The 24015-nt window shown below is 67.8% G+C and carries 21 protein-coding genes; 10 read left to right on the top strand and 11 right to left on the bottom strand.

Going from position 1 to position 24015, the window contains the following annotated elements; genetic code table 11:
• Positions 1-73: 73 nt before the first annotated feature.
• Positions 74-2542, top strand: coding sequence for an ATP-binding protein (locus tag AC3A6M_RS11595; RefSeq protein ID WP_487852869.1), 2469 nt, complete (start codon positions 74-76; stop codon positions 2540-2542).
• A 15-nt stretch (positions 2543-2557) separates the two neighbouring features.
• Here the strand turns inward: AC3A6M_RS11595 and AC3A6M_RS11590 are convergent, their stop codons facing one another.
• The 3 genes from AC3A6M_RS11590 to AC3A6M_RS11580 form a co-directional block, all read right to left on the bottom strand.
• A complete protein-coding gene (locus AC3A6M_RS11590; protein ID WP_487852868.1) occupies positions 2558-3523 on the bottom strand; it encodes an MBL fold metallo-hydrolase in 966 nt (321 codons plus the stop codon).
• 106 nt (positions 3524-3629) lie between these two features.
• Entirely contained in the window at positions 3630-5387 is a 1758-nt protein-coding gene (locus tag AC3A6M_RS11585) for a chloride channel protein (RefSeq protein WP_487852867.1), read from the bottom strand.
• Between the two features lie 20 nt (positions 5388-5407).
• The gene (locus AC3A6M_RS11580; protein WP_487852909.1) at positions 5408-5752 is read right to left on the bottom strand and encodes a MarR family winged helix-turn-helix transcriptional regulator; all 345 of its coding nucleotides are present in this window, start codon (positions 5750-5752) and stop codon (positions 5408-5410) included.
• A gap of 150 nt (positions 5753-5902) precedes the next feature.
• Here AC3A6M_RS11580 and AC3A6M_RS11575 point away from each other — a divergent pair, with 150 nt between their 5' ends.
• The 4 genes from AC3A6M_RS11575 (at position 5903) to AC3A6M_RS11560 (ending at position 8872) form a co-directional block, all read left to right on the top strand.
• On the top strand, positions 5903-7072 hold the full coding sequence (locus tag AC3A6M_RS11575; protein WP_487852866.1) for an HPP family protein: 1170 nt from the start codon (positions 5903-5905) through the stop codon (positions 7070-7072).
• A 161-nt stretch (positions 7073-7233) separates the two neighbouring features.
• On the top strand, positions 7234-7923 hold the full coding sequence (locus AC3A6M_RS11570) for an RNA polymerase sigma factor (protein ID WP_487852865.1): 690 nt from the start codon (positions 7234-7236) through the stop codon (positions 7921-7923).
• A gap of 74 nt (positions 7924-7997) precedes the next feature.
• Positions 7998-8525 carry a DUF4142 domain-containing protein gene (locus AC3A6M_RS11565; protein ID WP_487852864.1) on the top strand — a complete coding sequence of 176 codons (528 nt, stop codon included), beginning with the start codon at positions 7998-8000 and terminating at the stop codon, positions 8523-8525.
• Entirely contained in the window at positions 8522-8872 is a 351-nt protein-coding gene (locus AC3A6M_RS11560) for a cupredoxin domain-containing protein (RefSeq protein ID WP_487852863.1), read from the top strand. The genes AC3A6M_RS11565 and AC3A6M_RS11560 overlap by 4 nt, the downstream gene beginning before the upstream one ends.
• On the opposite strand, the gene AC3A6M_RS11555 is transcribed toward AC3A6M_RS11560, so the two are convergent.
• Complete coding sequence (locus tag AC3A6M_RS11555; protein WP_487852862.1) at positions 8841-9530, bottom strand: UPF0149 family protein; 690 nt, start codon at positions 9528-9530, stop codon at positions 8841-8843. The two genes, AC3A6M_RS11560 and AC3A6M_RS11555, sit on opposite strands and share 32 nt — an antisense overlap.
• 127 nt (positions 9531-9657) lie before the next feature.
• Positions 9658-10695, bottom strand: coding sequence for an alpha/beta hydrolase (locus tag AC3A6M_RS11550; RefSeq protein ID WP_487852861.1), 1038 nt, complete (start codon positions 10693-10695; stop codon positions 9658-9660).
• 252 nt (positions 10696-10947) lie between these two features.
• Between AC3A6M_RS11550 and AC3A6M_RS11545 the strand changes: the two genes are divergently transcribed.
• Both AC3A6M_RS11545 and AC3A6M_RS11540 read left to right on the top strand, forming a co-directional pair.
• On the top strand, positions 10948-11940 hold the full coding sequence (locus AC3A6M_RS11545) for a serine/threonine protein kinase (protein WP_487852860.1): 993 nt from the start codon (positions 10948-10950) through the stop codon (positions 11938-11940).
• Positions 11941-12053: 113 nt separating this feature from the next.
• Positions 12054-14372, top strand: coding sequence for a hypothetical protein (locus tag AC3A6M_RS11540; protein WP_487852859.1), 2319 nt, complete (start codon positions 12054-12056; stop codon positions 14370-14372).
• Between the two features lie 13 nt (positions 14373-14385).
• Here AC3A6M_RS11540 and AC3A6M_RS11535 read toward each other — a convergent pair whose 3' ends face one another.
• From AC3A6M_RS11535 to AC3A6M_RS11515, 5 genes are all read right to left on the bottom strand, one after another.
• Entirely contained in the window at positions 14386-14889 is a 504-nt protein-coding gene (locus tag AC3A6M_RS11535) for a hypothetical protein (RefSeq protein ID WP_487852858.1), read from the bottom strand.
• A 29-nt stretch (positions 14890-14918) separates the two neighbouring features.
• Positions 14919-15896 carry a CE1 family esterase gene (locus AC3A6M_RS11530; protein ID WP_487852857.1) on the bottom strand — a complete coding sequence of 326 codons (978 nt, stop codon included), beginning with the start codon at positions 15894-15896 and terminating at the stop codon, positions 14919-14921.
• Positions 15897-16009: 113 nt separating this feature from the next.
• Complete coding sequence (locus tag AC3A6M_RS11525) at positions 16010-16417, bottom strand: hypothetical protein (RefSeq protein ID WP_487852856.1); 408 nt, start codon at positions 16415-16417, stop codon at positions 16010-16012.
• 74 nt (positions 16418-16491) lie between these two features.
• Entirely contained in the window at positions 16492-17067 is a 576-nt protein-coding gene (locus AC3A6M_RS11520; protein WP_487852855.1) for a TerD family protein, read from the bottom strand.
• Positions 17068-17098: 31 nt separating this feature from the next.
• Positions 17099-18139 (bottom strand): DUF475 domain-containing protein, encoded by a 1041-nt coding sequence (locus AC3A6M_RS11515; RefSeq protein WP_487852854.1) that lies wholly within the window; start codon positions 18137-18139, stop codon positions 17099-17101.
• A gap of 124 nt (positions 18140-18263) precedes the next feature.
• On the opposite strand from AC3A6M_RS11515, the gene AC3A6M_RS11510 reads away from it, so the two are divergent.
• The 3 genes from AC3A6M_RS11510 to AC3A6M_RS11500 all read left to right on the top strand — a co-directional run bounded on the left by AC3A6M_RS11510 (position 18264) and on the right by AC3A6M_RS11500 (position 23383).
• Positions 18264-18689 (top strand): divergent PAP2 family protein, encoded by a 426-nt coding sequence (locus AC3A6M_RS11510; RefSeq protein WP_487852853.1) that lies wholly within the window; start codon positions 18264-18266, stop codon positions 18687-18689.
• A gap of 302 nt (positions 18690-18991) precedes the next feature.
• Positions 18992-20167, top strand: a complete 1176-nt coding sequence (locus tag AC3A6M_RS11505; RefSeq protein WP_487852852.1) for an efflux RND transporter periplasmic adaptor subunit — start codon at positions 18992-18994, stop codon at positions 20165-20167.
• Between the two features lie 12 nt (positions 20168-20179).
• Positions 20180-23383: an efflux RND transporter permease subunit gene (locus tag AC3A6M_RS11500; RefSeq protein ID WP_487852851.1), complete on the top strand. Its 3204-nt coding sequence runs from the start codon at positions 20180-20182 to the stop codon at positions 23381-23383.
• A gap of 121 nt (positions 23384-23504) precedes the next feature.
• On the opposite strand, the gene AC3A6M_RS11495 is transcribed toward AC3A6M_RS11500, so the two are convergent.
• Positions 23505-23906, bottom strand: a complete 402-nt coding sequence (locus AC3A6M_RS11495; protein WP_487852850.1) for a hypothetical protein — start codon at positions 23904-23906, stop codon at positions 23505-23507.
• Positions 23907-24015 lie beyond the last annotated feature (109 nt).

The following is a 24015-nucleotide window of genomic DNA, read 5'->3' as shown; positions in this document are numbered from 1 at the left end:
AATGAACGAAGCCGGCCCGGCACAATGTTGAAAATGTGAATTATTCGGCCATGAAGTGTGGAATAATCCATCCATGGCCGATATTTTGCGTATAACCGCCGGGCTCGGCGACAGCGAGACGCGCCGCCTGCTGGGCGCGCGCGACTGGCGGGCGTCGCCGCTCGGTCCTCCCGAATCCTGGCCGCCCGAACTGGCCACCGCCGTGTCGATGGCCCTCAGCTCGACCTTCCCGATGTTCGTGGCCTGGGGCCCGCAGCGGGTCTTCCTCTACAACGACGCCTACATCCCGGTCCTCGGCGACAAGCACCCGTCCGCCTTCGGCGAGCTGTTCCACCGCGTCTGGTGGGAGATCTGGACCGACCTCGGCCCGATCGCCGAACGTGCCATGGCCGGCCACTCCTCCTTCCTCGAGGACATGCCGCTCATCATGGAGCGCAAGGGCTATACCGAGCAGACCTATTTCACCTTCTCGTATTCGCCGCTGCACGACGGCGCGGGCAGGGTGATGGGCATGTACTGCACCTGCATCGAGACCACCGGCCGCGTGGTGGCCGAACAGCGCGCCGCCTTCGAGCTGGCGCTGGCCGACGCCCTGCGTCCGATCGCGTCCAGCGAGGACGCGATCGCCACCGCCAGCGCGCTGCTGGGCGAGGAGCTGGGCGTGGAGCGGGTGATGTACGGCGAGGTCGACGACGAGCGCAATACCTTCTACGTGCCGCGCGACTGGAAGCGGCACGGCAGCTCTAACCTGTCCGGCAACACCTTCGCGATCGAAGCCTTCGGCGCGGAGGTGGCCAGTGCCGGGCGCGCCGGCGAGATCATCGCCATCACCGACGTGCGCACCGATCCGCGCACCGCAGCCTGCCAGCAGGCCTACTTGATGGCGATGGGCGTGACCGCCAGCCTGCTGGTGCCGCTGGTGAAGCATGGCCGCCTGCTGTCCTTCCTGGCGCTGGGGCACGAGCATCCGCACCGCTGGAGCGAGGCCGAGATCGCGCTGGCGCGCAGCATGTCCGAACGCCTGTGGAGCGCGGTCGACCTGGCGCGCGCCCAGCAGGCCCTGCGCGACGAGCGCGACCGCAGCCAGGCGATCCTGGATTCGATCGCCGAGGGCTTCGGCCTGATCGCCCGCGACTGGACCGTGCTGGAAATGAACGCCGAGGGGCTGCGCCTGGGCAGCCGCACTGCGGCGCAGGTCATCGGCCGCAATCACTGGGAGGTCTGGCCGGAAGCGCTGGATACCGACATGGGCCGCATGTACCACCGGGTCATGCACAATCGCGTCGCCGGCTCCGCCGAGTACCTGCACCGCCTGCCGGACGGCGAGGTGCGCAATTACGAGGTGCGCGCCTATCCGGCCGGCGACGGCGGCATCGTCAGCTTCTTCCTCGACATCACCGAGCGCAAGCAGGCCGAGCAAAAGCTGCGCGCCGCCGACCAGCGCAAGGACGAATTCCTGGCCATGCTGGCGCACGAGCTGCGCAACCCGCTGGCGCCGATCAGCGCCGCCGCCGACCTGCTGAAGATCGGCCGCCTCGACGAAGCGCGGGTGCGCCAGAGCAGCGCCATCATCGGGCGCCAGGTCAGGCACATGACCAGCCTGGTGGACGACCTGCTGGACGTCTCGCGCGTCACGCGCGGACTGGTGACGCTGGCGCGGGCGCCGGTCGCGGCGCGCACCATCGTCGACGAGGCGATCGAACAGGTGCGCCCGCTGTTCGAGGCGCGGCGCCAGGCGCTGGCGGTGGACCTGGCCGATCCCGACGCCACGGTCCTCGGCGACAAGGCGCGCCTGGTGCAGGTGCTGGCCAACCTGCTCAACAACGCTTCGAAGTACACGCCCGAGGAGCGCCGCATCGCGGTCGAAGCCCGCACCCGTGCGGACCGCCTGGTGCTGGCGGTGCGCGACGAGGGCATCGGCATGGAGCCGGAGCTGGCGGTCCGCGTGTTCGAGCTGTTCGCCCAGGCCAAGCGCTCGTCCGACCGCTCGCAGGGCGGGCTGGGGCTGGGGCTGGCGCTGGTGAAGCACCTGGTCGAGCTGCATGGCGGCACCGTGGTGTGCGACAGCCCGGGACTGGGGCGCGGCAGCAGCTTCATCGTGAGCCTGCCGCTGATGCAGCCGGCGGCCCGCGGCGGGGAGGGCGGCGTCGCCATTGCCGCGGCGCTGGACGGCCATGCGGCGCGCCTGCTGGTGGTGGACGATAACGTCGACGCCGCGGCCACCCTGGCGATGCTGCTGGAAGCCTGCGGCTATGAAGTCATGGTGGAGAACGATTCGCTGCGCGCGCTGGAAACGGCGCAGCGCGAACGGCCGGACGCGGCCCTGCTGGACATCGGCCTGCCGGAAATGGATGGCAACGAGCTGGCGCGCCGCCTGCGCGCCGATCCGCGCACCCGGCCGGCGCTGCTGGTGGCGATCACCGGCTACGGCCAGGAGCAGGACCGGCGCGCCGCCCTGGAAGCCGGCTTCGACCATCACATGGTCAAGCCGGTCGACCTGGACAAACTGGCGGCGATCCTCGCCGAAGTCATCGGCTCCTGAAGGCAGGCGCCCGGGTCAGCGCATCTGGGTGTAGTTGACCGGCACCCAGCGGTAGCCCTTGCCCTGGGTCTGCAGGTGGCCGAGGCCGGGGAACTGCAGGTGGGCGCCGCCCACCAGCCAGCCGTTCTTCGCGGCTTCGTCGAAGGCCTTCCTGCGGGCGGCGTAAGCAGCTTTCTCGTCGCTGTCGAAGCCGATCGTCACCTGCGGGTTCTCCATCTGCACGGCGGCCACGTGGATCAGGTCGCCGATCAGCAGCAGCTTCTGGCCATGGCTCTCGACCAGGTAGGTCGTATGGCCCGGGGTGTGGCCGTGTTCCGCCACCGCCGACACGCCCGGCACCAGCTCGCCGTTGCCTTCGATGGCCTTGAACTTGCCGGCCTCGACGTAGGGATTGATCGACGCCATCGCGCCCTGGAAGAAGCCTTTCTTGTCGGCCGGGGCCTTGTCCATGTTCGCCTTGCTCAGCCAGAAGTCGGCGTCAGCCTTGCCGGCGCGCACGACCGCGTTCGGGAACACGCGCTTGCCGTCGCTGACCAGGCCGCCCACGTGGTCGCCGTGCATGTGGGTGATGTAGATCTCGTCGATCTGCTCGGGCTGGTAGCCGGCGGCCTTCAGGTTGTGGAGGAACTTGCCGAGGGTCGGGCCGAACAGGGCGCCGGCGCCGGTGTCGACCAGCACCAGCTTGCTGCCGGTATTGATCAGGAAGGCATTGTCCGAGGTTTCCAGCGGCACTTTCAGGAAGTTCTTTTCCAGCGTGGCGCGGGTCTGCTCCGGCTTCTGGCGCAGCAGCTGGTCGACCGGCAGGTCGACGGTGCCGTCGCTGATCGGGGTGACCTCGATGTCGCCCACCATCACGCGGAAGAAGCCGGGAGCCGGGCTCTTCACCATCGGCGCGGCGGCCTGGGCGGCGGGAGCGAGGGCGGCGGCCAGCGCGAACGTGGACAGCAGGGCGGGCAGGGTGCGCTTGAGCGGTTTCATCATGTTCTTGTCCTCAAGGTGGATAGGCAATCACGCGGATGCGCGGATTGCCTATCGTACATGATTGTTCAGCAAATCGCTCGACCCAGCGCAGGGTTCGGACGCTCCCTCAGGCCCGGCGCGCCAGCGGATTGCGGCGCAGGACCCGGCGCTCGTGCTCCTCGGCGTGCAGGCCGGCGGTGGCCTTGATCAGGTCGCTGCGGCTGACGATGCCGAGCAGGCGCGGTTCGGCCGCGCTGGCCACCACCGGCAGGCGCTCGATGCCGTGCACGGCCAGGCGGGTGGCGACGATGCGGCAGGTTTCTCCGGCCAGCGCGACGGGCGGGCGGTTGATCCCGAACAGGCTGCTTACCGGCGCTTCCGGGGCCCGGCCGCCGAGCGCTTCGCGGTCGAGCATGCCGACCAGCAGGCCGTCGCGCGTGACGGGGAAGGCGCGGTGGCGCTGGTCCGGGCCGAAGTGCGATGCCAGCACGGCCGCCACGGTGGCGCCGGCGTCGACGCTCTGGACCTGCGCCGTCATGACTTCGGCCACGCTATGGCGCTCGAGCGGGTCGATGCCGTACTCGCGGTAGATGTGGTGGCCGCGGCGCGCGATCTTTTCGGTCAGGATCGAGCGGCCCATCGCCAGCACCGTGAAGCCGTAGGCGCCGGCGGCAGCGGCCAGCAGCGGCAGCAGGGCGTTGGCATCGTGCGTGAGCTCGAACGCGAACACCACCGCCATCACCGGCGCGCGCATCATGCCCCCCAGGGTGGCGGCCATGAACACCAGCGGCCACAGGGCCGGTTCGGCGCCCGGCAGCCAGGGCGACAGCAGCGAACCGAGGCCGGCGCCGAGCATCAGCAGCGGCGCCAGCACCCCGCCCGACGTGCCGGAGCCGAGCGCGATCAGCCAGATCACGAGTTTCACCCCGAGCAGGGCGGCCAGCGCGCCCATCGCCAGGTGGTTGTGCAACAGGTCGCCGATCACGTCATAGCCCACGCCCAGGGCGCGCGGCTGGAACCAGCCGCCGATGCCGACCGCCAGCGCGCCCAGCGCCGGCCACCACATCCAGTGGATCGGCAGCCGGTGGAACCAGTCCTCGACCTTGTACAGGGTGGTCGACATGAACCAGGCCAGTGCCCCGCACAGCAGGCCGGCGGCGGCGCAGGACAGCAGGGCGATCGGCGCCACCGGCGCGGTCTGCAGCGGAAACAGCGGCCCCGCGTCCATCGCCAGCGGGCGCAGGAAGCCGGCCACCGCGCACGCCACCGCCACCGGCAGCAGGCTGCGCGGGCGCAGTTCGAACAGCAGCAGCTCGACCGCCATCAGCACCGCCGCCACCGGGGTGCCGAACACCGCCGTCATGCCGGACACGGCGCCGGCCACCAGCAGCGACTTGCGTTCGCCGCCGGTCAGGTGGAAGTGCTGGGCGACCAGGGAACCGATCGCGCCGCCGGTCATGATGATCGGGCCTTCGGCGCCGAACGGGCCGCCGCTGCCGATCGCGATGCCGGAAGCGAGCGGCTTTAGCACCGCCACCTTGGGCGACATCGCGCTGTCCTTGAACAGGATCGCCTCGATCGCTTCCGGAATGCCGTGGCCGCGGATCTGCTCGGTGCCGTAGCGGGCGATCAGGCCGATCACGATGCCGCCGATGACGGGCACCGCGATCACCCAGGCGCCCAGCGTGTGGTGGGCGGGCGACAGGTCGGCCACCGAGAAGCGCTGGTAGAAGAACAGGTCGGTGAAGAAGCGGATCAGGAGCAGCAGCACGTGGGCGGCAAGCACGGCCAGCCCGCCGATGACGGCGGCGATCGCGGCGATCAGGAGCAGCCGCAGGTCGCCGGAAAAGTCGCGGCGCTCGGGTACATGGTGGTGAGTAGGCATCGTCGGTGTAAAGCTGTTTATCAGGACAGGTCGGGAATCGTGAACACGCCTTGCAGGGCGCGCAGTTCGGCGCGGTGGATCTCGGCCAGGCGCGTCAGGATGGCTTCGCCGGCCGGCAACAGGTGCACTTCGACGCGGCGGCGGTCATCGAGGTTGGCGCGCCGCTCGACCAGGCCGGCGTCTTCGCAGCGCGTGACCAGGGCCACCACGCCGTGCTGCTTGGCCTGCAGGCGCTCGGCCAGCTCGCCGATCGTGGCCCACTCGCGGCCCTGGAAACCCTTGATGTGCAGGAGCAGCAGGTATTGCAGGGGCGTGATGCCCTCGGCCTGCACGGCGTTTTCGGAAAAGTGCTCGTAGCGCCGCATCTGGTAGCGGAACTCGGACAATGCGGCAAAGTCGGACTTTGAAAGCGCGGATGTGGACAGCGGGGGTGGACGTTTCACGAACAGGGGTAGTGGCAGAGAGGAGCCGGATAATATATCATATTGTGATGTTTTTTTCGTAGAAGTTTTATCTTGGACCAGACCTTGCAGTGGATGCGCGCCTTCGTGCCGCAACGTAATACCGTCCCGCGCCACGAGCGCATGCGTTCCGTCGCCGGGGCGCTCCTTGGCCTGCTGTTGACCGCGGGCCTCAGCATGCTGGTGCTCGGCACCGCGACCCTGCCGCTGGCCCTGGTGGCGCCGATGGGCGCCTCGGCCGTGCTGCTGTTCTGCGTGCCGGCCAGTCCGCTGGCCCAGCCGTGGTCTGTCATCGGCGGCAACACCATCTCCGCCCTGGTGGGCATCGCCTGCGCCAGGGCGATCGGCAATCCGCTGCTGGCCGCGCCGCTGGCGGGCGCGCTGGCGATCCTGGTGATGTTCCTGCTGCGCTGCCTGCACCCGCCCAGCGGCGCGGTAGCGCTGACCACGGTGCTGGGCGGCCCGGCCGTGCACGCGGCCGGCTTCGGCTTCGCCTTCGTGCCGGTGTGCCTGAACTCGACCCTGATCGTGCTGGTCGCGCTGGTCTTCAACAACCTGACCGGGCGCCGCTATCCGCACACCCAGCAATCGATGCTGCAGAACGTGCACGCGACCCGCGACCCGGTGCCGACCGCGCGCCTCGGCTTCACCAAGGAAGACCTGGACGCCGCGCTGGCGCGCTATGGCCAGGTGCTGGACATCAGCCGCGACGACCTCGAAGCGATCCTGCTCGAGACCGAGGCGCAGGCCTATGGACGGCGCTTCGGCGTCATCACCTGCGGCATGATCATGTCGAAGGATGCGGTCACGGTGCGGCCCGGCATGCCGCTGGCCGAAGCCTGGCCGCTGCTGCGCCGGCATGGCCTGCACGCGCTGCCGGTGCTGGACAAGGCGCGCCGCGTGGTCGGCATGGTCGGCCAGAACGATTTCCTGCACCATGCGGGACTGGACGATTACCAGACCCTCGGCGAGCGCCTGCGCGGCCTGTTCGGCCACCTGCTGGGCATGCGTGGTTCCCGTCCCGGCAAGGTGGTGGAGATCATGCGGCGCCACGTGAAGACGGTGGGGGTGGACGAGCCGATCGCCGAACTGGTGCCGCTGATGACCAACCAGGGCCTGCACCACATTCCGGTGGTGGATGCGCACGGCGTGTTCGCCGGCATCGTCAGCCATTCCGACCTGCTGGCGGCCCTGTACGAAAGCCGGCTGACTGCCGCAGCCTAAGTTTGCGCCCAATCAAACCGGGGTCAGACTCCCGATTTTGGCAATATCACTCAGAATATTTCCAAAAACCGGAGTCTGACCCCGGTTTTTGGCTATGGATTTTGGGAACGTTGCGTCCCCGGCGTGCATCGAATGCGCAAGAACTTTACAGGGAGACTCCCATGCAGCTTGCAGTCGACGACGATTCGGACGCCGCCCTCCGGCAGCGCGTGGTGGGCGGGGAGCAGGCTGCTTTCGCCCTGTTGATGCGGCGCTACAACCGCCGGCTCTACCGGGTCGCGCGCAGCATCCTGCGCGACGATGCCGAAGCCGAGGATGCGCTGCAGGAAGCCTATCTCCAGGCCTACCGTGCCTTGCCGGACTTCCGCGGCGATTCCTCGCTCGCCACCTGGCTGACCCGCATCGTGATGAATGCCGCCCTGATGCGCCGCCGCCGTACCGGGCGGATGGCCGAGGTCATCGAACTGGGCGCCGAGCCGGTGATGGAGCAGCACGGCGGCGCACCGGACCAGGACGCGTCCGGACAGCCGGAGCAGGCCGCGCTGCGCGCCCAGGCCCGCGGCCTGATCGAAGCGAAGATCGACGGCCTGCCGGAAGTGTTCCGCACCGTGTTCATCCTGCGCGCCGTCGAGGAGCTCAGCGTCGACGAGACCGGCAAGCTGCTGGGCATTCCCGAGGCGACCGTGCGCAGCCGCTACTTCCGTGCGCGCGCCATGCTGCGCGAGGCGCTGGCGCGGGAACTCGACTTCGCGATGGAGGATGCGTTCGGCTTCGACGGCGCGCGCTGCGACCGCATCGTCGAGGGCGTCATGCGGCGCCTGGGTGAAGAAAGCGGAGAAACGCCGGGCTGAACTTTCCGGGAACGCGGCGACGGTTTGCTGCATCGAATGGCATGTTCCACTTCCTGTCACCAATGGAGACTGCCATGACCATCAAAAAAACCCTTGCCCCGATGTTGATCGCGCTGCTGGCCGCCAGCCCGCTGGCCTTTGCCAACCCGGCCGGCCCCAACGATGCGCAGATCGCCGCCATCGTCGTCGCCGCCAACACGGTCGACATCGATGCCGGCAAGCTGGCCGAATCGAAAACCAGGAACAAGGAAGTCCGCGACTTCGCCAAACGGATGGTGACCGACCACTCCGGCGTCAACCAGCAGGCCGTGGCGCTGGTGAAGAAACTGCACGTCACGCCGGAGGCGAACGACACCAGCAAATCGCTCACCCAGGGCGGCGAATCGACCCGCGACCGCCTGAAGGGCCTGTCCGGCGCCGATTTCGACAGGGCCTATGTCGACAACGAGGTGAGCTACCACCAGACCGTGCTCGATGCGCTCGACAAGACCCTGATCCCGAGCGCCTCCAACGCCGAGCTGAAGGCGCTGCTGGTCAAGGTGCGGCCGGCCTTCGTGGCCCACCTGGAGCATGCGAAGCACATCCAGGCGCAGCTGAAATGAAGTCCGCGGCGGTGGCGATAGGCTTGTTGTCGTGGGCGGCCGCCGCGCTGGCCGCCGACCACCGCGTGGTCATCGACGGCATGGCGTTCACGCCGAAGGTGGTGGCGGTGCGGCCCGGCGATACGATCACCTGGGTGAACAAGGACATGTTCGTCCACAACGTCACCGCGGCCGCCGCCGGCATCCGGTCGGGCGACCTGAAGCCGGGGCAGAGCTGGCGCCACAAGGTAGGGAAAGGAGAAACCTTCGACTACCTCTGCACCCTGCATCCGGTGATGACGGGCAGGGTCGAGGTCGAGGCGAAGGCGGCTGCCGTCAAGCCTGCTCGGCCCCGCAGCACTTCTTGAACTTCTTGCCGCTGCCGCAGGGGCAGTCGTCGTTGCGGCCGACCTTCGGCTCGTCGCGGCGCACGGTCTCGACCGCGGCCTTGCGGCGCGGCAGCCAGAAGCGGTGGATGGCGGGCAGGTTGGCTTCGATCTCGAGGGCCAGCTTGTGCGCCAGGCGCGGATCCTCGACCTCGGCCAGCTCGCTTTCGTCGATCTCGTCGGCGCCCAGCAGGTAGATCGGGCGCATCAGCGGACCCGCTTCCGAATCCCAGATGGCGTCCCAGGAGCCGGGGCGCAGGTCCATGCCCTCCCAGAAGCCCCAGCACCAGGCTTCGGCGTCGATCAGGGTTTCGCCGTCGACTTCGTGCTCGACGTAGAGCGGTTCGAATTCCTTGGGCGCGACCTCGAAGGTGATCAGGACTTCGTTCATGAAGCGCATGATCAGGTTGACGATGCGCTGCTCTTCCTTCGGGTTCTTCCATTTCGGCGCGGCGCCTTCCTCGCCCCACACGCGCGGCAGCCACTCGGCCGGCATGATGGATTCCGGGCCGATCGCGATCGCGGTCAGGTAGCCGTGCAGCGTGTCCATGGTCATGGCGCCTTCGGGGCTGCGCTCCGACAGCAGGAAGTTGTCGAGATCGTCGAATTCTTTATCGGTGAGGGGCTGTTCGAGTTGCATGTGTGTACCAGGGTGATTCTGTTGGTTGAAGGCGCCAGTTTAACGCCTGCGCCCCTGCGCCGGCGAAAAAAAGCGCCGGACAGCCTCTCGAGCCGTCCGGCGCAAACGGAAAACATGTCCTTTTTGCTCAGTGCTTCGCGTTGAACGCCTTCTTCAGCGCATCGGCGGCGTACTGCTCGGCATCCCTGGCCTTCGGCACCACCGCGCCCATGCCGAAGAATTCGTGGGTCACGCCGGTATATTCCTTGTAGTCGACCTTCACGCCGTCCTTCTTCAGCTTGTCGGCGTAGGCCTTGCCCTCGGTCAGCAGCGGGTCGATCTCGGCGGCCACGATGGTGGCGGGCGGCAGGCCCTTCAGCGAGTCGGCCTTCATCGGCAGGGCGTAGGGATTCTTCGGATCGCCGCCGTAGTACTTGAAGAACCAGGCCATCATCGGCTTGTTGAGCGGCTTGGCATTGGCGTTGCGCTGGTAGGAGGCGTTCTCCATGTCGTTGTCGACCACCGGGTAGACCAGCAGCTGGTGCACCGGCATCTGCGCTTTCTTGTCGCGCGCAATCATCGAGACCACGGTGGCCAGGTTGCCGCCGGCCGATTCGCCGCCGACCGCGACGCGCATCGGGTCGCCGTTGAATTCCTTCGCATGCTGGGTGGTCCACAGATAGGCCGCGTAGGCATCGTTCGGCGCGGTCGGGAACTTGTGTTCCGGGGCCTGGCGGTAGTCGACCGCGACCATGATGGCCCTGGCCATCTTCGCCAGCGCGCGCGGCGAGGCGTCATAGACCTTGGTGTCGGCGATCACGAAGCCGCCGCCGTGGTAGTAGACCATCACCGGGAACGGGCCCTTGCCCTCCGGCGTGTAGATGTGCACGGGGATGCTGCCGCCGTCGACCGACACCGTCATGTCCTTGACCGTGACGCCGGGTTCCGGCTCGGTGCTCTTTTTCATGTCGGACAGCACCTTCTTGACCGCGTCGGCGGGCGTCGGCTGCTTGCGCGCCTCTTCCGGCGTCAGCGTTTCGATCGGTTTGCCGTTCAGCGACTTCAGGGCGTCCAGCACCTTTTGCATATGGGGTTCGGCCTTGGGCGGCTGGGCCGTGTCCGCGGCCATGGCCCCGCTGCAGGCGAAGGCTGCGGTGAGCGCGGTGAGCGTCAGCGTGTTTTTCATCGTCGTTCTCTCCAGAGGGCAGCATGCCGCGCGATCGCGCTCAGGTGCTGAGGTGCCATGAGACCCTGCAACGTTCGATATCTCGGTGCGGCCACACACATTGCGGTGCTCGCGATTGATAAAATCGGCAAATTCCTGCCGATATCGATAACAGCTTGAAATAATTCCCGTGATCACGCTCGCAAAATAAATAAATTCCTCAGAAATGGCGCCGAGGGTGCGCCGCTCCGCCGCGCCCCTTACAATGGCGGCATGAATAGTCCATCGGAATCCCATCCTTTCTCGCGCCTCGATCCGCTCATGGTGCTGGACGCCGTCGAGAGCGCCGGCCTGCACGGCGACGGCCGCCTGCTGGCCCTGAACAGCTACGAAAACCGGGTCTACCGCGTCGGCCGCGAGGAAGGCCAGCCGGTGGTGGTCAAGTTCTACCGCCCGGGGCGCTGGAGCGACGCCGCCATCCTCGAGGAACATGCCTTCACCCAGGAACTCGCCGACGCCGAGGTGCCGGTGGTGCCGGCGTGCGAGCTCGAGGGACGCACGCTGCACGAGTTCGGCGGTTTCCGCTTCGCCGTCTTCCCCAGCCGCGGCGGGCGCGCGCCCGAGCTGTCGGATCCCAAGGTGCTGGAATGGATCGGCCGCTTCATCGGGCGCATCCACGCGGTGGGCTCGGCCAGGGAGTTCGTCGAGCGTCCGGCGCTGAACCTGGACACCTTCGGGCGCGAGCCGCGCGCCTGGCTGATCGGGCACGGCTTCATCCCGCACGAACTGCTGACCGCCTATACCAGCGTGCTCGACCAGGCGCTGGACGGCGTGGCGCGCTGCTTCGACCGTGCGGGGAAGGTCGACATCGTGCGGCTGCACGGCGATTGCCACGCCGGCAATGTGCTGTGGACCGGCGACGGCCCGCACTTCGTCGACTTCGACGACAGCCGCATGGGCCCGGCCGTGCAGGACCTGTGGATGCTGCTGTCCGGCGAGCGCCAGGAGATGGTGCGCCAGCTGGGCGACGTGCTGGCCGGCTACGAGGACTTCTGCGAGTTCGACCCGCGCCAGCTCTACCTGGTCGAGGCGCTGCGGACCCTGCGCCTGATCCATTATTCGGCCTGGCTGGCGATGCGCTGGGACGATCCGGCCTTTCCCGCCGCCTTCCCCTGGTTCAACACCCAGCGCTACTGGCAGGACCGTATCCTCGAGCTGCGCGAGCAGGTGGCGCTCATGGACGAGCCGCCGCTCTGGCCCGTTTGAGGGCGATCCGCTGAACTGACCGGGGTTTGCGCTTCAGTTCGGCGTGACAGGATTTCTAGCCATGGCGCATAATCACGCTGAGCCAAAGTCCGCCCGTATTCAGCGAGTTACCCATGACCGATCGCCCCGCCCAACACGATGACGCCGATTTCACGATCGACCTGATGCCCGCTTCCCCGCAGCACGCCGCGCCCGGCGTCGAGCCGCAGCGCGAACAGCTGGAAAAGCGCGCGATCCAGGAAGGCATCGCCCGGGTCGAGGCGGAAGCCAAGGCGGCGGTGGCGGCCGAGAACCGCGCCCACGCCGAAGCGCGGGCCCGCAGCCTGGCCGAAGAGCGCGCCGCGATCGACGCCGAAGCCGCCGCCGCCGCGCTGGCCAACGCCCAGGCCTCGGAAGAGGCGATCGAGGCCAACCGCGACCGCATCGAGACCCTGCGCGCCGCCGCCAAGGCCGCCGCCGAGCGCCTGGAGGCGATGCGCCAGGAAACCGCCGAGCTGCGCGCCCGCGTCGAAGCCGATACCCAGATCCGCCTGGCCGCCGAGTCGCGCGCCCGCGCCCAGGAAGAAGCGCGCCGCCGCGCCGAAGAGCAGGCCAGGAGCGACGCCGAGATCGCCGAGCGGGCCGCGCGCCAGGCCGAGGAACTGGCCCAGCATGCCGAGCAGGCGCGCCTGCAGGCCGCCGAGCGGGTCGCCGCCATGCACGCGGCGCGCGAGGAAGTCAGCCACAGCGCCAGCGCCGACGCCAGGGTCGCGATCCTGGCGCGCGAACGCGAGCGCGCCGAGAAGGCCGCGCGCCAGACCGCCGAAAAGCTGGCCGAGGCCGAAGCCGAAGCCCTCGAACTGGCCCTGCAGCGCGAGCGCGCCGACCAGGTTGCGCTGGCCTCGAGCTTTGCCCGCGCCGCCGCCGAGGCCAGGGCCCTCGAGGAAGCGCGCGCGCTGGCCCGCATCGAGCAGGAGCGCGAGGCGATCGCCGTGGCCCAGGCCGAGTACGAGCGCACCGCCGCGCAATCGCTGCGCATGCGCCTGCAGACCGAAAAGGAATTGCGCGACGCCGCGCTCCACCGCGAGCGCCAGGAAGAGATGGCGGTGGCCGCCCTCGAAGCGCGGCGCGAGGCGGAAAGCCGGATCCTGGCCGCGACCGAGGCCCGCATCGAGGCCGACCGCAAGCTGCGCGAAGTGGCGCTGGAGCGGGCCCAGGCCGAGGAAGAGGAGGCGGCCCAGGCCCAGGCCCGCCTGGACGCCGAGCGCGCCGCCGCCGAACGGGCGCGAAAGCAGGCCGAAGCCGACCGCCAGGCGCTGCAGGCGGCTGCCGCGGACGCCGAACAGCAGCAACGCGAACGCGCGCTGGCCGAGGAACGCGCCGCCACCGCACGGGCCGCGGCGGAAGCCCGCGCGGCGCAGAACGCGGCCGAGCAGGCGCGCCTGGCGATGGAAGTCGAACAGGCCGGGCTGCAGCGCGAAGCGGCGCGCCTGGCCGAACAGCGTGAGACGGAAGCCGAGGCCCTGCTGGCGGCCGAGCGCGAACGGGTGCGCCTCGAGGAAGAAGCGCTGGCCGCGCTGAACGAACGCCAGGACGCCGAGCGCGCGCTGGCCGCCGCGGCCCAGGCCCGCATCGCCGCCGAACAGGAACAGGCGGCCCTGCTGCGCGCCCAGCAGGGCAGCGAGCAGCGCGCCCTGGCGGCCCAGCAGGCTGCCCTCGAGGCCCAGCGCCAGGCGGCCGCCGCGGCCGGGCAGCAGGCCGCGCACGAGGAAGCGGCGGCGGCGGCCGCGCAGGCGCAGGTGGAGCGCGCCGCCGAGCTGGCCCGCGCCCAGGCCGAGCGTGCCGAATACGAACGCCGCCAGGAGCAGCTGACCAGCGAATTGCTGGCCGCCGAACAGGCCGGCGCCGACGCCGCCCGCGAAGCCCTGCTGCTGCTGGAACAGAAGCTCTCCGCCCAGCGCCAGCAGGCCGCGGCCGACGCCCGCGCCAACGAGGCCGCCGCGGCGCGCCTGGCCGCCGAACACGGCGCCGTCGCCGCCGCCGAAGCGCGCGCCAAGGCGGAGGAAGAGAAGGCGCAGCTGGCGAAGATGCGCGAGCTGGCCGAGCAGGCCGCGGCCCAGGCCGCGATCGACAAGCGCGAGGCCCAGCGCACCCTGCTGGAGCACGCCCAGCAGGCCGCCGGGATGCAGCGCAAGTCGCTTCAGGCGACCCAGGAAATGATCGATGCCAAGCGCCGCCTGGTGGAACTGGAGTCGGTGCGCCAGGAAGAGCAGGTGGCGGAACTGGGCGCGCTGCGCGAACAGATCGACGCGCGCCAGGCCGAGGCCAAGCAGCGCGCCGAATCGGCCGACCTGGCGCGCGAGGTGCTGGGGCGTTTCTCGCAACTGCCGTCGGCCCAGCAGGCGGCGGCGCGGCTGGCCGAAGCCGTCGCCAGGCAGCGCGGCGAGAGCTGAGGTCCGGGCGTTCCTAGTCGCTGAACTGGAAGTCGTCGCCGAGACCCAGCAGCATCGCTATCTCGTCCGTGGTCGGCCGGATCACCGAGGCGTGCAGGTCGCCCCATTTGCCCTTGTCGGCGAACAGCAGATGGGTGTGCATCATCTTCACCAGCTTGCCGTCGACCGGCGCATAGATCACGTAGGTGACCTGTGCGCCGCGCGCGATGCGCTCCACCTGGACCGATTCCTTGACGAGATTGGGAAGGCCGCCGATACGCCGGGTGAAACATGTCACGTTGTCTTCGAGCGCCACGCCGCCCGGGCAGGCAGGGGCTTCGATGAACAGCGACAGGTTGAAGCGGCCGGCGTTGCCGGCGTAATGGTAGGCTTGCGCGCTGCTTTCTTCAGCGACCTTCCTGGTGGCCGGCGCATTGAAGCGCACTTCCCAGCCGAGTTCCGGCATCCGCAGCACGGTGGGTTCGGCGTGGCCGGCGGCGCAAACCAGCAAGGCGAGGGCGGCGATGGCTTTTTTCATGTGGATGGAATTCCGGTGATGGGCGGGGTTCAGCGCGCGCCCGTGACGCGCTTGTCCTTGAAGAAGTTCCACGCCTCTTCGGCCGTATCGACGTCGTGGTTCATATTGCCCACCAGCTTGCGCAGGAGCCACGGCAGCTCCTCGTCTTTCGACGGCTGCACGTGGCCGCCGCCGTCGATGCGCATGAACTGCACCTGCACGCGGGCCGGGTCGGTGCCCCAGACATAGCGCGTGGCGGAGGTCGGGTCCGACGATTGCAGGTGCGGCAGGCGGAAGCTCAGCGGCGTTTCCGGCAGGCCGGCGGCGCGGCGCCAGACCGCCACCGATTCGTCGGCGCTGACCCCGCTGCCGCGGCCGCGCAGCAGCCAGTGGCCGACCTTGCCGCCGTTGAAGGGCGCGATCTGGTCGGCGGTGCCGTGCGCCACGAACACCGAGATCGGGTGGGCCGGCGCCTTGCAGCGGCTCTGCACCGGCATCAGCGCGCTCTGCACGCCGATCGCCGCCAGCCGGGGCGCCAGTTCGATGCCGAGGCGGTAGGCCATGCCGCCGCCGTTCGAACTGCCGTACACGTAGATGCGCTCGGGGTCGGCGCCGAGTTCGGACACGGCGCTGTCGATCAGGGCGGCGATGAAGCCGACGTCGTCGCTGGTGGCGTTGCTGGCGGCGTCGGCGCGGCAATCGTTCCAGGCCTGCTTGCCGTCGCTGCCCTTGATGCCGTCCGGCGCGATCAGCATCACGCGCTCGCGCTCGGCGAGGCGGATCCAGTCCTGGGCCTTGTAGGTGCCGAAGGAGTCGAGGCCGACCATGAAGCCGGCCGACGCGCCGTGGCCGTGCAGCAGGATCACGGTGGGGCGGTTGCTGCGCGCCAGCCGGTCCGGCTCGACCACGATGTAGTGCCGCCGTCCCTCCGGACGCAGCAGGGTGTGGTCGACGATGGTGGAGGCCTGCGCCGCGCCCAGCATGCCTGCCGCCGCCAGCAATATCGCTCCGGTCCGCCGTCTCATCATGCCACTCCGTTTGTTGTTTTCAGGAATGGATGGTGACACAAGCTTGCCACTTTGTCAGCCGTCGATCGATATGCAAAAGTATCGATCGGCCTGCCTGTGATTCTTTTTGGGTATCAAGTGCCGGGATTCGGCGCGACCGGATTGCTGCCGCCGACCACCGCCTTGTCGACGAAATAGCTGGTCTCGCCGAAGCAGCTGGTCGGCAGGCCGACGTGCTGGGAGTAGCTGAGCTGGACGCGCTGGCCCATCGCCGCCTGCAGTTGCTTGACCACGTTCTCGTCGCGCACGGTGAAGGCGAAACGCTCGGGGATGGCGCCCGGCATGCTCGACAGCAGGATCTCGCCTTCCCAGGTCTTGCACAACCAGCCCTTGCGCGACAGCTTCTGCAGGTAGCCGGCGCGTTCGCCTTCCGAATACGACCAGTGCAGCACGAGGGCGGTGTACAGCCCGAACAGCACGATGGCCGCGACGATGACGGAAGCGAGGAGGGCGCTGGCGCGCCGCGGGAAGGTCGAGGGCATGGTCGATGAGCGTTGAATGAAGTCGCGCCCATTCTGCCGATGAGCGCGCGGATTGTCAAAAGCTCATGAACGCGTCACACATTCACGCCGAAGGAACGCGCCAGCGGACCGAGGCCGCCGTTGTAGCCCTGGCCGACGGCGCGGAACTTCCATTCGCTGCCGTAACGGTAGAGTTCGCCGAAGATCATCGCCGTCTCGGTCGAGCTGTCTTCCGACAGGTCGTAGCGCGCGATCTCGCGTTCGCCGTCGGCATTCAGGCAGCGGATGAAGGCGCGCCCGACCTGGCCGAAGTTCTGGCGGCGCTGGTCGGCCTCGTGGATGGTGACCGCGAAGGCGATTTTCTCGACGTCGGCCGGCACCCGGGTCAGGTCGACCAGCAGGCGCTCGTCGTCGCCCTCGCCCTGGCCGGTGCGGTTGTCGCCGGTGTGCTTGACCGAGCCGTCGCCCGACTGCAGGTTGTTGTAGAAGATGAAGTCGGCATCGCCGCGCACCTTGCCGTCGCCGCGCAGCAGGAAGGCGCTGCCGTCGAGGTCGAAGGTGGCGCCGTCGGTCGAGCGCGGATCCCAGCCCAGGCCGATGATGACTTTCTTGAGGTTCGGGTCTTCCTTGGACAGGTTGACGTTGCCGCCTTTTTGCAGACTGATCGCCATGGTGTTTTCCTTTCGTTGGATGGGGTTCGGTTCAGGCCGCGGATTCGCGCTCTTCGCGCCGCTTGTAGCGTATCGAGGACCACAGCGACACCAGGATGAAGGCGATGCCGGACAGGCCGGTGAACCATTCGGGAATCTCGTACTCGACGCTGGCGAACATGATCAGGGCCAGGATGCCGATCGCGTAGTGGGCGCCGTGCTCGAGATAGACGAATTCTTCCAGCGTGCCCTTGTGCACCAGGAACACGGTGAGGGAACGCACGAACATCGCGCCGATGGCCAGGCCCAGCATGATGATGACGACGTCGTTGGTGATGGCGAAGGCGCCGATCACGCCGTCGAAGCTGAACGAGGCATCCAGCACCTCGAGGTAGAGGAAGCCGCCGATGCTGCCCTGCGAGATCAGCTTGCCGACCGCCGGATCCGATTCCTCCTCTTCGAGCAGGCCGCTGAGCCAGTCCACGCCCACGTACACGATCACGCCGACCACGCCGGCGACCAGCACCGGCAGCTGGCGCTCGTGCGGCATCAGGCTCATGCAGCCGAACACGGCCAGCAGGGTCAGCAGGATGGCCAGGCCTTCGCTGCCGAACTGGCCGACCTTTTCTTCGATCCAGCCCAGCCAGTGGAGTTCCTTTTCCTCGTCGAACAGGAAGTTGAGGAAGACCAGCATCAGGAAGGCGCCGCCGAAGGCCGACACTTCGGCATGTTTCGAGGTCAGGGCGCGCGCGTACTCGTCCGGCGTGTTGACCGCCATGTGCCAGACATCGACCAGGCCCAGCCCGGTGGCGATGGAGACGATCAGCAGCGGGAACACCAGGCGCATGCCGAACACCGCCACCAGGATGCCGACCGTCAGGAACAATTTACGCCAGAACTCGTTCCAGTTGCGCAGCACGGTGGCGTTGACCACCGCGTTATCGAAAGAGAGCGACACTTCAAGGACGCCCAGCACCGCCGCGATCCACAAGGCCTGGATCAGGCCGCCGGTGCCGCCGTGGCTGTAGCCCCACCACCCGGCAAGCGCCAGCAGGACTATCGTCACCACGAATGACAGCTTGAAATGTTGCATTAAGTTCTCCGTTGTCTGATAAACCACACTGCAGAGGATTTTACGGGTTTCCGGCTGGGGCAGGCGCATCGCTTCTGCGATAATGCTGGCCGGCATTACTTTGTACTAACACATCGGAACTCACATGGACTTCACTTATCTGCTGACCCCGCTGCTGACCTGGCTGGTGGTCGGCCCGATCAAATTCCTGATCAATAGCGCGCGCCAGCGGCGCTGGGCTTTCAACCTGGTCGGCAACGGCGGCTTTCCCAGCAACCACAGCGCCACCGTGACCAGCATGGCGACCCTGATCGCCCTGCGCGAAGGCATCGGCCACCCGGCGTTCGGCGTCGCCGTGACCCTGTGCTTCATCGTGATGATCGACGCCAACAGCCTGCGCCAGCACGTCGGCCGCCAGGCCGCCGCCATCAACCGCCTGGCCGCCGGCGCGTCCGACGCCGGCCATCGCACGCTGCGCGAGCGGATGGGGCATACGCTGGTCGAGATCGGCGGCGGGATCGTTACCGGGATCCTGATGGGGAACCTGGTGTATCACGTATTCGTCAAGTAAAAAGGCGAACTTGGGCCCCCGCCTGCGCGGGGGCGACGGCGGGAGATCCGTCGTCCCCGCGCAGGCGGGGACCCAAGCCAGTAGCCCGCGCCGGACGTCCGCCACTGTCCGCCAACTGTCCATTTCCGGACGCATTTCATCCCGTCCAGTTGCAGTTCATCCCCCAAAAACGCAGTTCATCCCTCGAAAACCACGCTCTGACTATCCTCGATTGACTGGGATACCAGCCTCACCGATACTGCGCGCTGGCTTTTTCTATTCTTATATTTACAGGTTACGAGTCCACTCGGGAGATCCAAGAAATGCTGCGCAAAACCCTACTCGTCCTTGCCATTGCCTCGGCGCTTGCTGCCTGCGGTAAAGGTTCCAAGGAACCCGCCAAGCCGGAAACCGCGACTGCCCAGGCCGACGCCAAGAAAGACGGCAAGCCTGTCCAGCTGCTGGTACAGCCGGAAGACGTGCTGACGGTGCAGAGCAATGCGCTCGCTTCGGGCCCCGTGATCACCGGTTCGATCCAGCCGGAACGCAAGGCCGACCTGCGCGCCGAGGTGTCCGCCGTGGTCCTGCAGGTGCTGAAGGAGAACGGCGAACCGGTCAAGCGCGGCGACGTGCTGGTCAAGCTCGACGAGACCTCGATCCGCGACAGCCTGATGTCGGCCGAGGAAGCCGTGCGCGCCGCCACCCAGGCCTTCGAACAGTCGACCCGCGCGCTGGACCGCCTGAAGACCCTGCGCGCCTCGGGCATGACCTCGGCCCAGGCCCTGGACGACGCCGAAGTGCGCCGCAACGCCGCCCAGAGCGAAGTCTCGGCTGCGCGCGCGCGCCTGGCGACGGCCCGCCAGCAGGTCGGCCGCACCGTGGTGCGCGCGCCGTTCGACGGCATCGTGTCCGATCGTAAAGTCTCGGCCGGCGACACCGCCGCCATCGGCAAGGAATTGCTGAAAGTGATCGATCCGACCAGCATGCGCTACGAAGGCCGCGTGTCGGCCGACAAGATCAGCACCGTCAAGGTGGGCCAGCGTGTGAGCTACCACATCAACGGCTACGGCGACCGCCAGTTCACCGGCGTGGTCAAGCGCATCGACCCGTCCGCCAACGAAGTGACCCGCCAGGTCGAGGTGCTGGTCGGCCTGACCGGCGAACAGCCGCGCGTGGCCGGCCTGTACGCCGAAGGCCGCATCGATGCCGAAAGCACCGCGGCGCTGATGGTGCCGGAGAGCGCGCTGGTGAAGTCCGGCGACAAGACCTACGCCTGGAAAGTGAACGCCAAGTCGCTGAGCAGGGCCGACCTGACCATCGGCGCGCGCGACCAGCGCACCGGCAACTACGAGGTCAAGTCGGGCCTGGCCGCCGGCGACCTGGTGCTGCGCGCACCCAATTCGAGCCTGAAGGATGGCCAGGCCGTCCAGATGGCGGCTCCCAAGACGCCGCCGCAGGCCCTGGCCAGCGCGGGCACCCCGGGCGCACAAGGGAAATAAGGGAAATCCACCATGTTCCTGTCTAACTTTAGCGTCAAGAAGCCGATCGCCACGATCGTGCTGATCCTGATGATGATGTGCCTGGGCCTGCTCGCGCTCAAGAAACTGCGCGTGAACGAGAGCCCGGACGTCGAGGCGCCATTCATCATCGTCCAGATCCCGTACCCGGGCGCCTCGCCCGAGACGGTCGAGCGCGAGATCGTCAACCGCCTCGAAAAGTCGATGCAGAGCATTCCTGGCGTGCACGAGATGAACTCGTCCGCCAACGAGGGCTCGGCCCAGTTCTGGATCGAATTCGAGTTCAACCGCAACGTGATCGAAGCCTCGGACGACATCCGCAACGCGATCGCCGCGGTGCGCTACAAGCTGCCGATCGAGATGCGCGAACCGATCCTGCGCCGCTTCGACCCGTCGGCCCAGCCGATCATGAACGTGGCGCTGTCGTCCACGACCCAGAGCAAGGCCGAGATCTCGCGCCTGGCCGAGGACGTGCTGGCGGACCGCTTCCGCAGCATCGACGGCGTGTCCACCGTCAACGTCGGCGGTTCGCTCAAGCGTGAACTGTCGGTGCTGCTGCGTGCCGACAAGCTGCGCGAATACAATGTGTCGGTCGGCGAAGTCACCAGCGCGCTGCAGCGCCAGAACACCAATGCCCCGGTGGGCAAGGTGCGCGGCATCCTCGACGAGAAGAGCATCCGCCTGGTCGGCCGCATCGAGCATCCGGAAGACTTCCAGCAGGTGGTGGTCAAGCGCAACGGCGAGCAGATCGTGCGCCTGAACCAGGTGGCCGAGATCAAGGACGGTTTCGCCGACATCGACAGCCTGTCGATCCGCAGCGGCGCCGACAACGTCAGCCTCCAGATCGCCCGCACCCGCGACGCCTCCACCGTGACGGTGGCGGAGAAGGTGCGCAACATGGTCGACCAGATCCAGAAGGAACTGCCGAAGGGCACCCGCATCGAAGTCGTGCGCGACGGCGGCAAGAATGCGCAGAACAGCCTGAACAACGTGATCGAATCGCTGGTGCTGGGCGCCGTGCTGACCATCTTCGTGGTGTATGCCTTCCTGAACTCCTGGCGTTCGACCCTGATCACCGCGCTGTCGCTGCCGACCTCGGTGCTGGCCGCCTTCATCGCGGTCTGGCTGTGCGGCTTCACGCTGAACTTCATGACCCTGCTCGGCCTGTCGCTGGCGATCGGCGTGCTGATCGACGATGCGATCGTGGTGCGTGAAAACATCGTGCGCCATATGGAAAACGGCCAGGACCGCCGCACCGCCGCCCTCGAAGGTACCGCCGAGATCGGCATGGCGGTGGCCTCGACCACCTTCTCGATCATGGCCGTGTTCATCCCGGTGGCCTTCATGCCGGGCGTCTCCGGCGAATGGTTCCGTCCGTTCGCCCTGACGGTCACGGCCTCGGTCGCGGTGTCGCTGTTCATTTCCTTCACCCTCGACCCGATGCTGTCGGCCTTCTGGGGCGACCCGCCGGGCTACCACCATGCGCCGAAGAAGGGCCTGTCGAAGGTGCTGGCGAAGTTCAATACCTGGTTCGACCACCAGGCCGACCGCTACGGCAACGTGATCGCCTGGGCGCTGCACCACCGCAAGTCGATGGCCGTGATCGCCGTCGGCACCCTGATCGCCGCGATCGCCCTGCACATGCAATTCGGCGGCTCGTCCTTCCTGCCGAAGTCCGACCAGCAGAACATCGCGATCGACGTGCGCACGCCGCCGTCGACCTCGGTCGAGTATGCGCGCCTGAAGATGGAGAAGGCGGCCGAGATCGCCCGCTCGATCAAGGAAACCAAGGAAACCAACAGCAACATCACCGCCACCGGCGGCCGTATCTACGTCGACATCGGCAAGCGCACCGAGCGCAAGCGTACCGCCGCCGAGATCGCCGCCGACCTGCGCGAAAGGATCAAGCCGCTGGTCGGCGCCGAATTCGTGGTCCAGGACGACCTGAACAACGGCGGCGGCAAGCCGGTGCGGATCGAATTCACCGGTCCGGATTCGCGCAAGCTGATGGAGATCACTACCGCCTACATGGAGAAGCTGCGCCAGGTGCCGGGCGCGGTCGACGTCGGCCTGTCGCAGCAGGATCCGAAGGACGAGCTGCAGATCGTGCTCGACCGCGGCCTGGCGAACTCGATGGGCATCTCGGTCGGCGACGCCGCCACCGCGCTGCGCGTGGCCTTCGCCGGCATCGAGGTGGGCGATTGGGTCGACCCGACCGGCGAGACCCGCGACGTGGCGGTGCGCCTGCATCCGGCCGACCGGGTGGCGACCGAGAACATCGAGCGCCTGCCGATCGCCGTTACCGGCAGCAACATGATGGTGCCGCTGGACCAGATCGCCAAGATCACCATGGGCAAGGGCCCGTCGACCATCGAGCACAAGGATGGCAAGCGCGTGATCGCGGTGTCGGCCAACGTGCAGGGGCGCTCGAACGGCGAAGTCACCGCCGACGCCATGAAGCTGGCCAAGAGCATGGACTTCCCGCCGGGCTATGGCCTGCAGCTGGGCGGCATGGGCCAGGACCAGCAGGAACTGTTCACCGAGATGATCATCGCGCTGCTGTCGGGTATCGGCCTGATGTACCTGATCCTGGTGATGCAGTTCGGCTCGTTCACCGCGCCGGGCGGCGTGATGCTGTCGCTGCCGCTGTCGCTGATCGGCGTGGTGCTGGCGCTGCTGCTGAGCCATTCGACGATCAACCTGATGAGCCTGATCGGCGTCATCATGCTGATGGGCCTGGTGGCGAAGAACGCGATCCTGCTGCTGGATGCGGCGCGTAGCCGCGAAGCCGAAGGCATGGACCGCGAAGATGCGCTGATGGAAGCCGGCCGCGCCCGCCTGCGTCCGATCCTGATGACGACCTTCGCGCTGATCGCCGGCATGCTGCCGGTGGCGCTGGGCCTGGGCGAGGGCGGCGAGTTCTACCGTCCGCTGGCGATCGCCATCATCGGCGGCACCATCACCTCGACCATGCTGACCCTGCTGGTCGTGCCGACCTTCTACGACAGCATCGAGATCGCACGCGAACGCATGGGCGCCAAGTTCCACCGCCGCGCGGCGCGCTTCACGGCGCTGCCGGCCTTCGTGATGACCTTCGTGGAAGCGATCCTGACCATCGTGCTGGTGCGCTTCGTGTTCCGCATGATCGTCAAGCTGGGCCGCTTCGCAACCGGGCGCAGGGGGCCGGTGACCGCCTGACCGTCACCGTCCTGGCAACAGAAAAGGCCTGCTCGCGCAGGCCTTTTCTTTAATCCGTGCAAAGGACCCGTCGCAGGCCCTTTGCGATGCGGCATCGCGCCGATCGGCCGCGGACGGCTGATCAATGGCCGCTGGTGCCAGTACCGCTGGTGCCAGTACCGGTGGTGCCGGTGCCGGTGGTGCCGGTACCGCTCGTGCCCGTGCCCGAGGTGCCGGTGCCTTCGGTGCCGGTGGTGCCGGTGCCGGTTGCGCCCGTACCGGTGGTGCCGGTGCCGGTCGCGCCGGTGCCGGTATCGCCGGTGGTGCCGGTGCCCGTGGCGCCGGTACCGGTGGTGCCTGCGCCGGTGGTGCCCGCAGCGCCGGTGCTACCGGTGCCGCTGGTGCCCGAAGTGCTGCTCGGCGCGGTGGCCGACGTGTCGCCGGTGCCGGTCGTGCTGGTGGTGTCGTTTTTCTTGCAAGCCGCAAGGCTTGCCATCAGGGCTGCGGCAAACAGGATCTTCGATGCGTTGTTAAGAGCTTTCATTGGTTTTACTCCTCGTTCACGTCTAATCTTTGCCGCCGTCTCCAGGTGAGGCGCTGGAGGGTCGACGACGCCAGGTTAGTTCCAGCAGGACTTGTCAGCCCAGTCAAGG

It is taken from the genome of Telluria sp. Soil_C_11, from assembly GCF_057657395.1.
Note: the sequence above shows the minus strand (reverse complement) of the source record. Positions and strands in the feature narration are given on the sequence as shown.

Excerpts from the sequence above, each read along its gene's own strand:
- AC3A6M_RS11500 (WP_487852851.1), top strand. The coding sequence starts at position 20,180 with ATGTTCCTGTCTAACTTTAGCGTCAAGAAGCCGATCGCCACGATCGTG.
- AC3A6M_RS11540 (WP_487852859.1), top strand. The coding sequence starts at position 12,054 with ATGACCGATCGCCCCGCCCAACACGATGACGCCGATTTCACGATCGAC.
- AC3A6M_RS11565 (WP_487852864.1), top strand. The coding sequence starts at position 7,998 with ATGACCATCAAAAAAACCCTTGCCCCGATGTTGATCGCGCTGCTGGCC.
- AC3A6M_RS11520 (WP_487852855.1), bottom strand. The coding sequence starts at position 17,067 with ATGGCGATCAGTCTGCAAAAAGGCGGCAACGTCAACCTGTCCAAGGAA.
- AC3A6M_RS11515 (WP_487852854.1), bottom strand. The coding sequence starts at position 18,139 with ATGCAACATTTCAAGCTGTCATTCGTGGTGACGATAGTCCTGCTGGCG.
- AC3A6M_RS11545 (WP_487852860.1), top strand. The coding sequence starts at position 10,948 with ATGAATAGTCCATCGGAATCCCATCCTTTCTCGCGCCTCGATCCGCTC.
- AC3A6M_RS11525 (WP_487852856.1), bottom strand. The coding sequence starts at position 16,417 with ATGCCCTCGACCTTCCCGCGGCGCGCCAGCGCCCTCCTCGCTTCCGTC.
- AC3A6M_RS11505 (WP_487852852.1), top strand. The coding sequence starts at position 18,992 with ATGCTGCGCAAAACCCTACTCGTCCTTGCCATTGCCTCGGCGCTTGCT.
- AC3A6M_RS11570 (WP_487852865.1), top strand. The coding sequence starts at position 7,234 with ATGCAGCTTGCAGTCGACGACGATTCGGACGCCGCCCTCCGGCAGCGC.
- AC3A6M_RS11535 (WP_487852858.1), bottom strand. The coding sequence starts at position 14,889 with ATGAAAAAAGCCATCGCCGCCCTCGCCTTGCTGGTTTGCGCCGCCGGC.
- AC3A6M_RS11590 (WP_487852868.1), bottom strand. The coding sequence starts at position 3,523 with ATGATGAAACCGCTCAAGCGCACCCTGCCCGCCCTGCTGTCCACGTTC.
- AC3A6M_RS11530 (WP_487852857.1), bottom strand. The coding sequence starts at position 15,896 with ATGATGAGACGGCGGACCGGAGCGATATTGCTGGCGGCGGCAGGCATG.
- AC3A6M_RS11595 (WP_487852869.1), top strand. The coding sequence starts at position 74 with ATGGCCGATATTTTGCGTATAACCGCCGGGCTCGGCGACAGCGAGACG.
- AC3A6M_RS11580 (WP_487852909.1), bottom strand. The coding sequence starts at position 5,752 with ATGCGGCGCTACGAGCACTTTTCCGAAAACGCCGTGCAGGCCGAGGGC.
- AC3A6M_RS11560 (WP_487852863.1), top strand. The coding sequence starts at position 8,522 with ATGAAGTCCGCGGCGGTGGCGATAGGCTTGTTGTCGTGGGCGGCCGCC.
- AC3A6M_RS11555 (WP_487852862.1), bottom strand. The coding sequence starts at position 9,530 with ATGCAACTCGAACAGCCCCTCACCGATAAAGAATTCGACGATCTCGAC.
- AC3A6M_RS11585 (WP_487852867.1), bottom strand. The coding sequence starts at position 5,387 with ATGCCTACTCACCACCATGTACCCGAGCGCCGCGACTTTTCCGGCGAC.
- AC3A6M_RS11510 (WP_487852853.1), top strand. The coding sequence starts at position 18,264 with ATGGACTTCACTTATCTGCTGACCCCGCTGCTGACCTGGCTGGTGGTC.
- AC3A6M_RS11495 (WP_487852850.1), bottom strand. The coding sequence starts at position 23,906 with ATGAAAGCTCTTAACAACGCATCGAAGATCCTGTTTGCCGCAGCCCTG.
- AC3A6M_RS11550 (WP_487852861.1), bottom strand. The coding sequence starts at position 10,695 with ATGAAAAACACGCTGACGCTCACCGCGCTCACCGCAGCCTTCGCCTGC.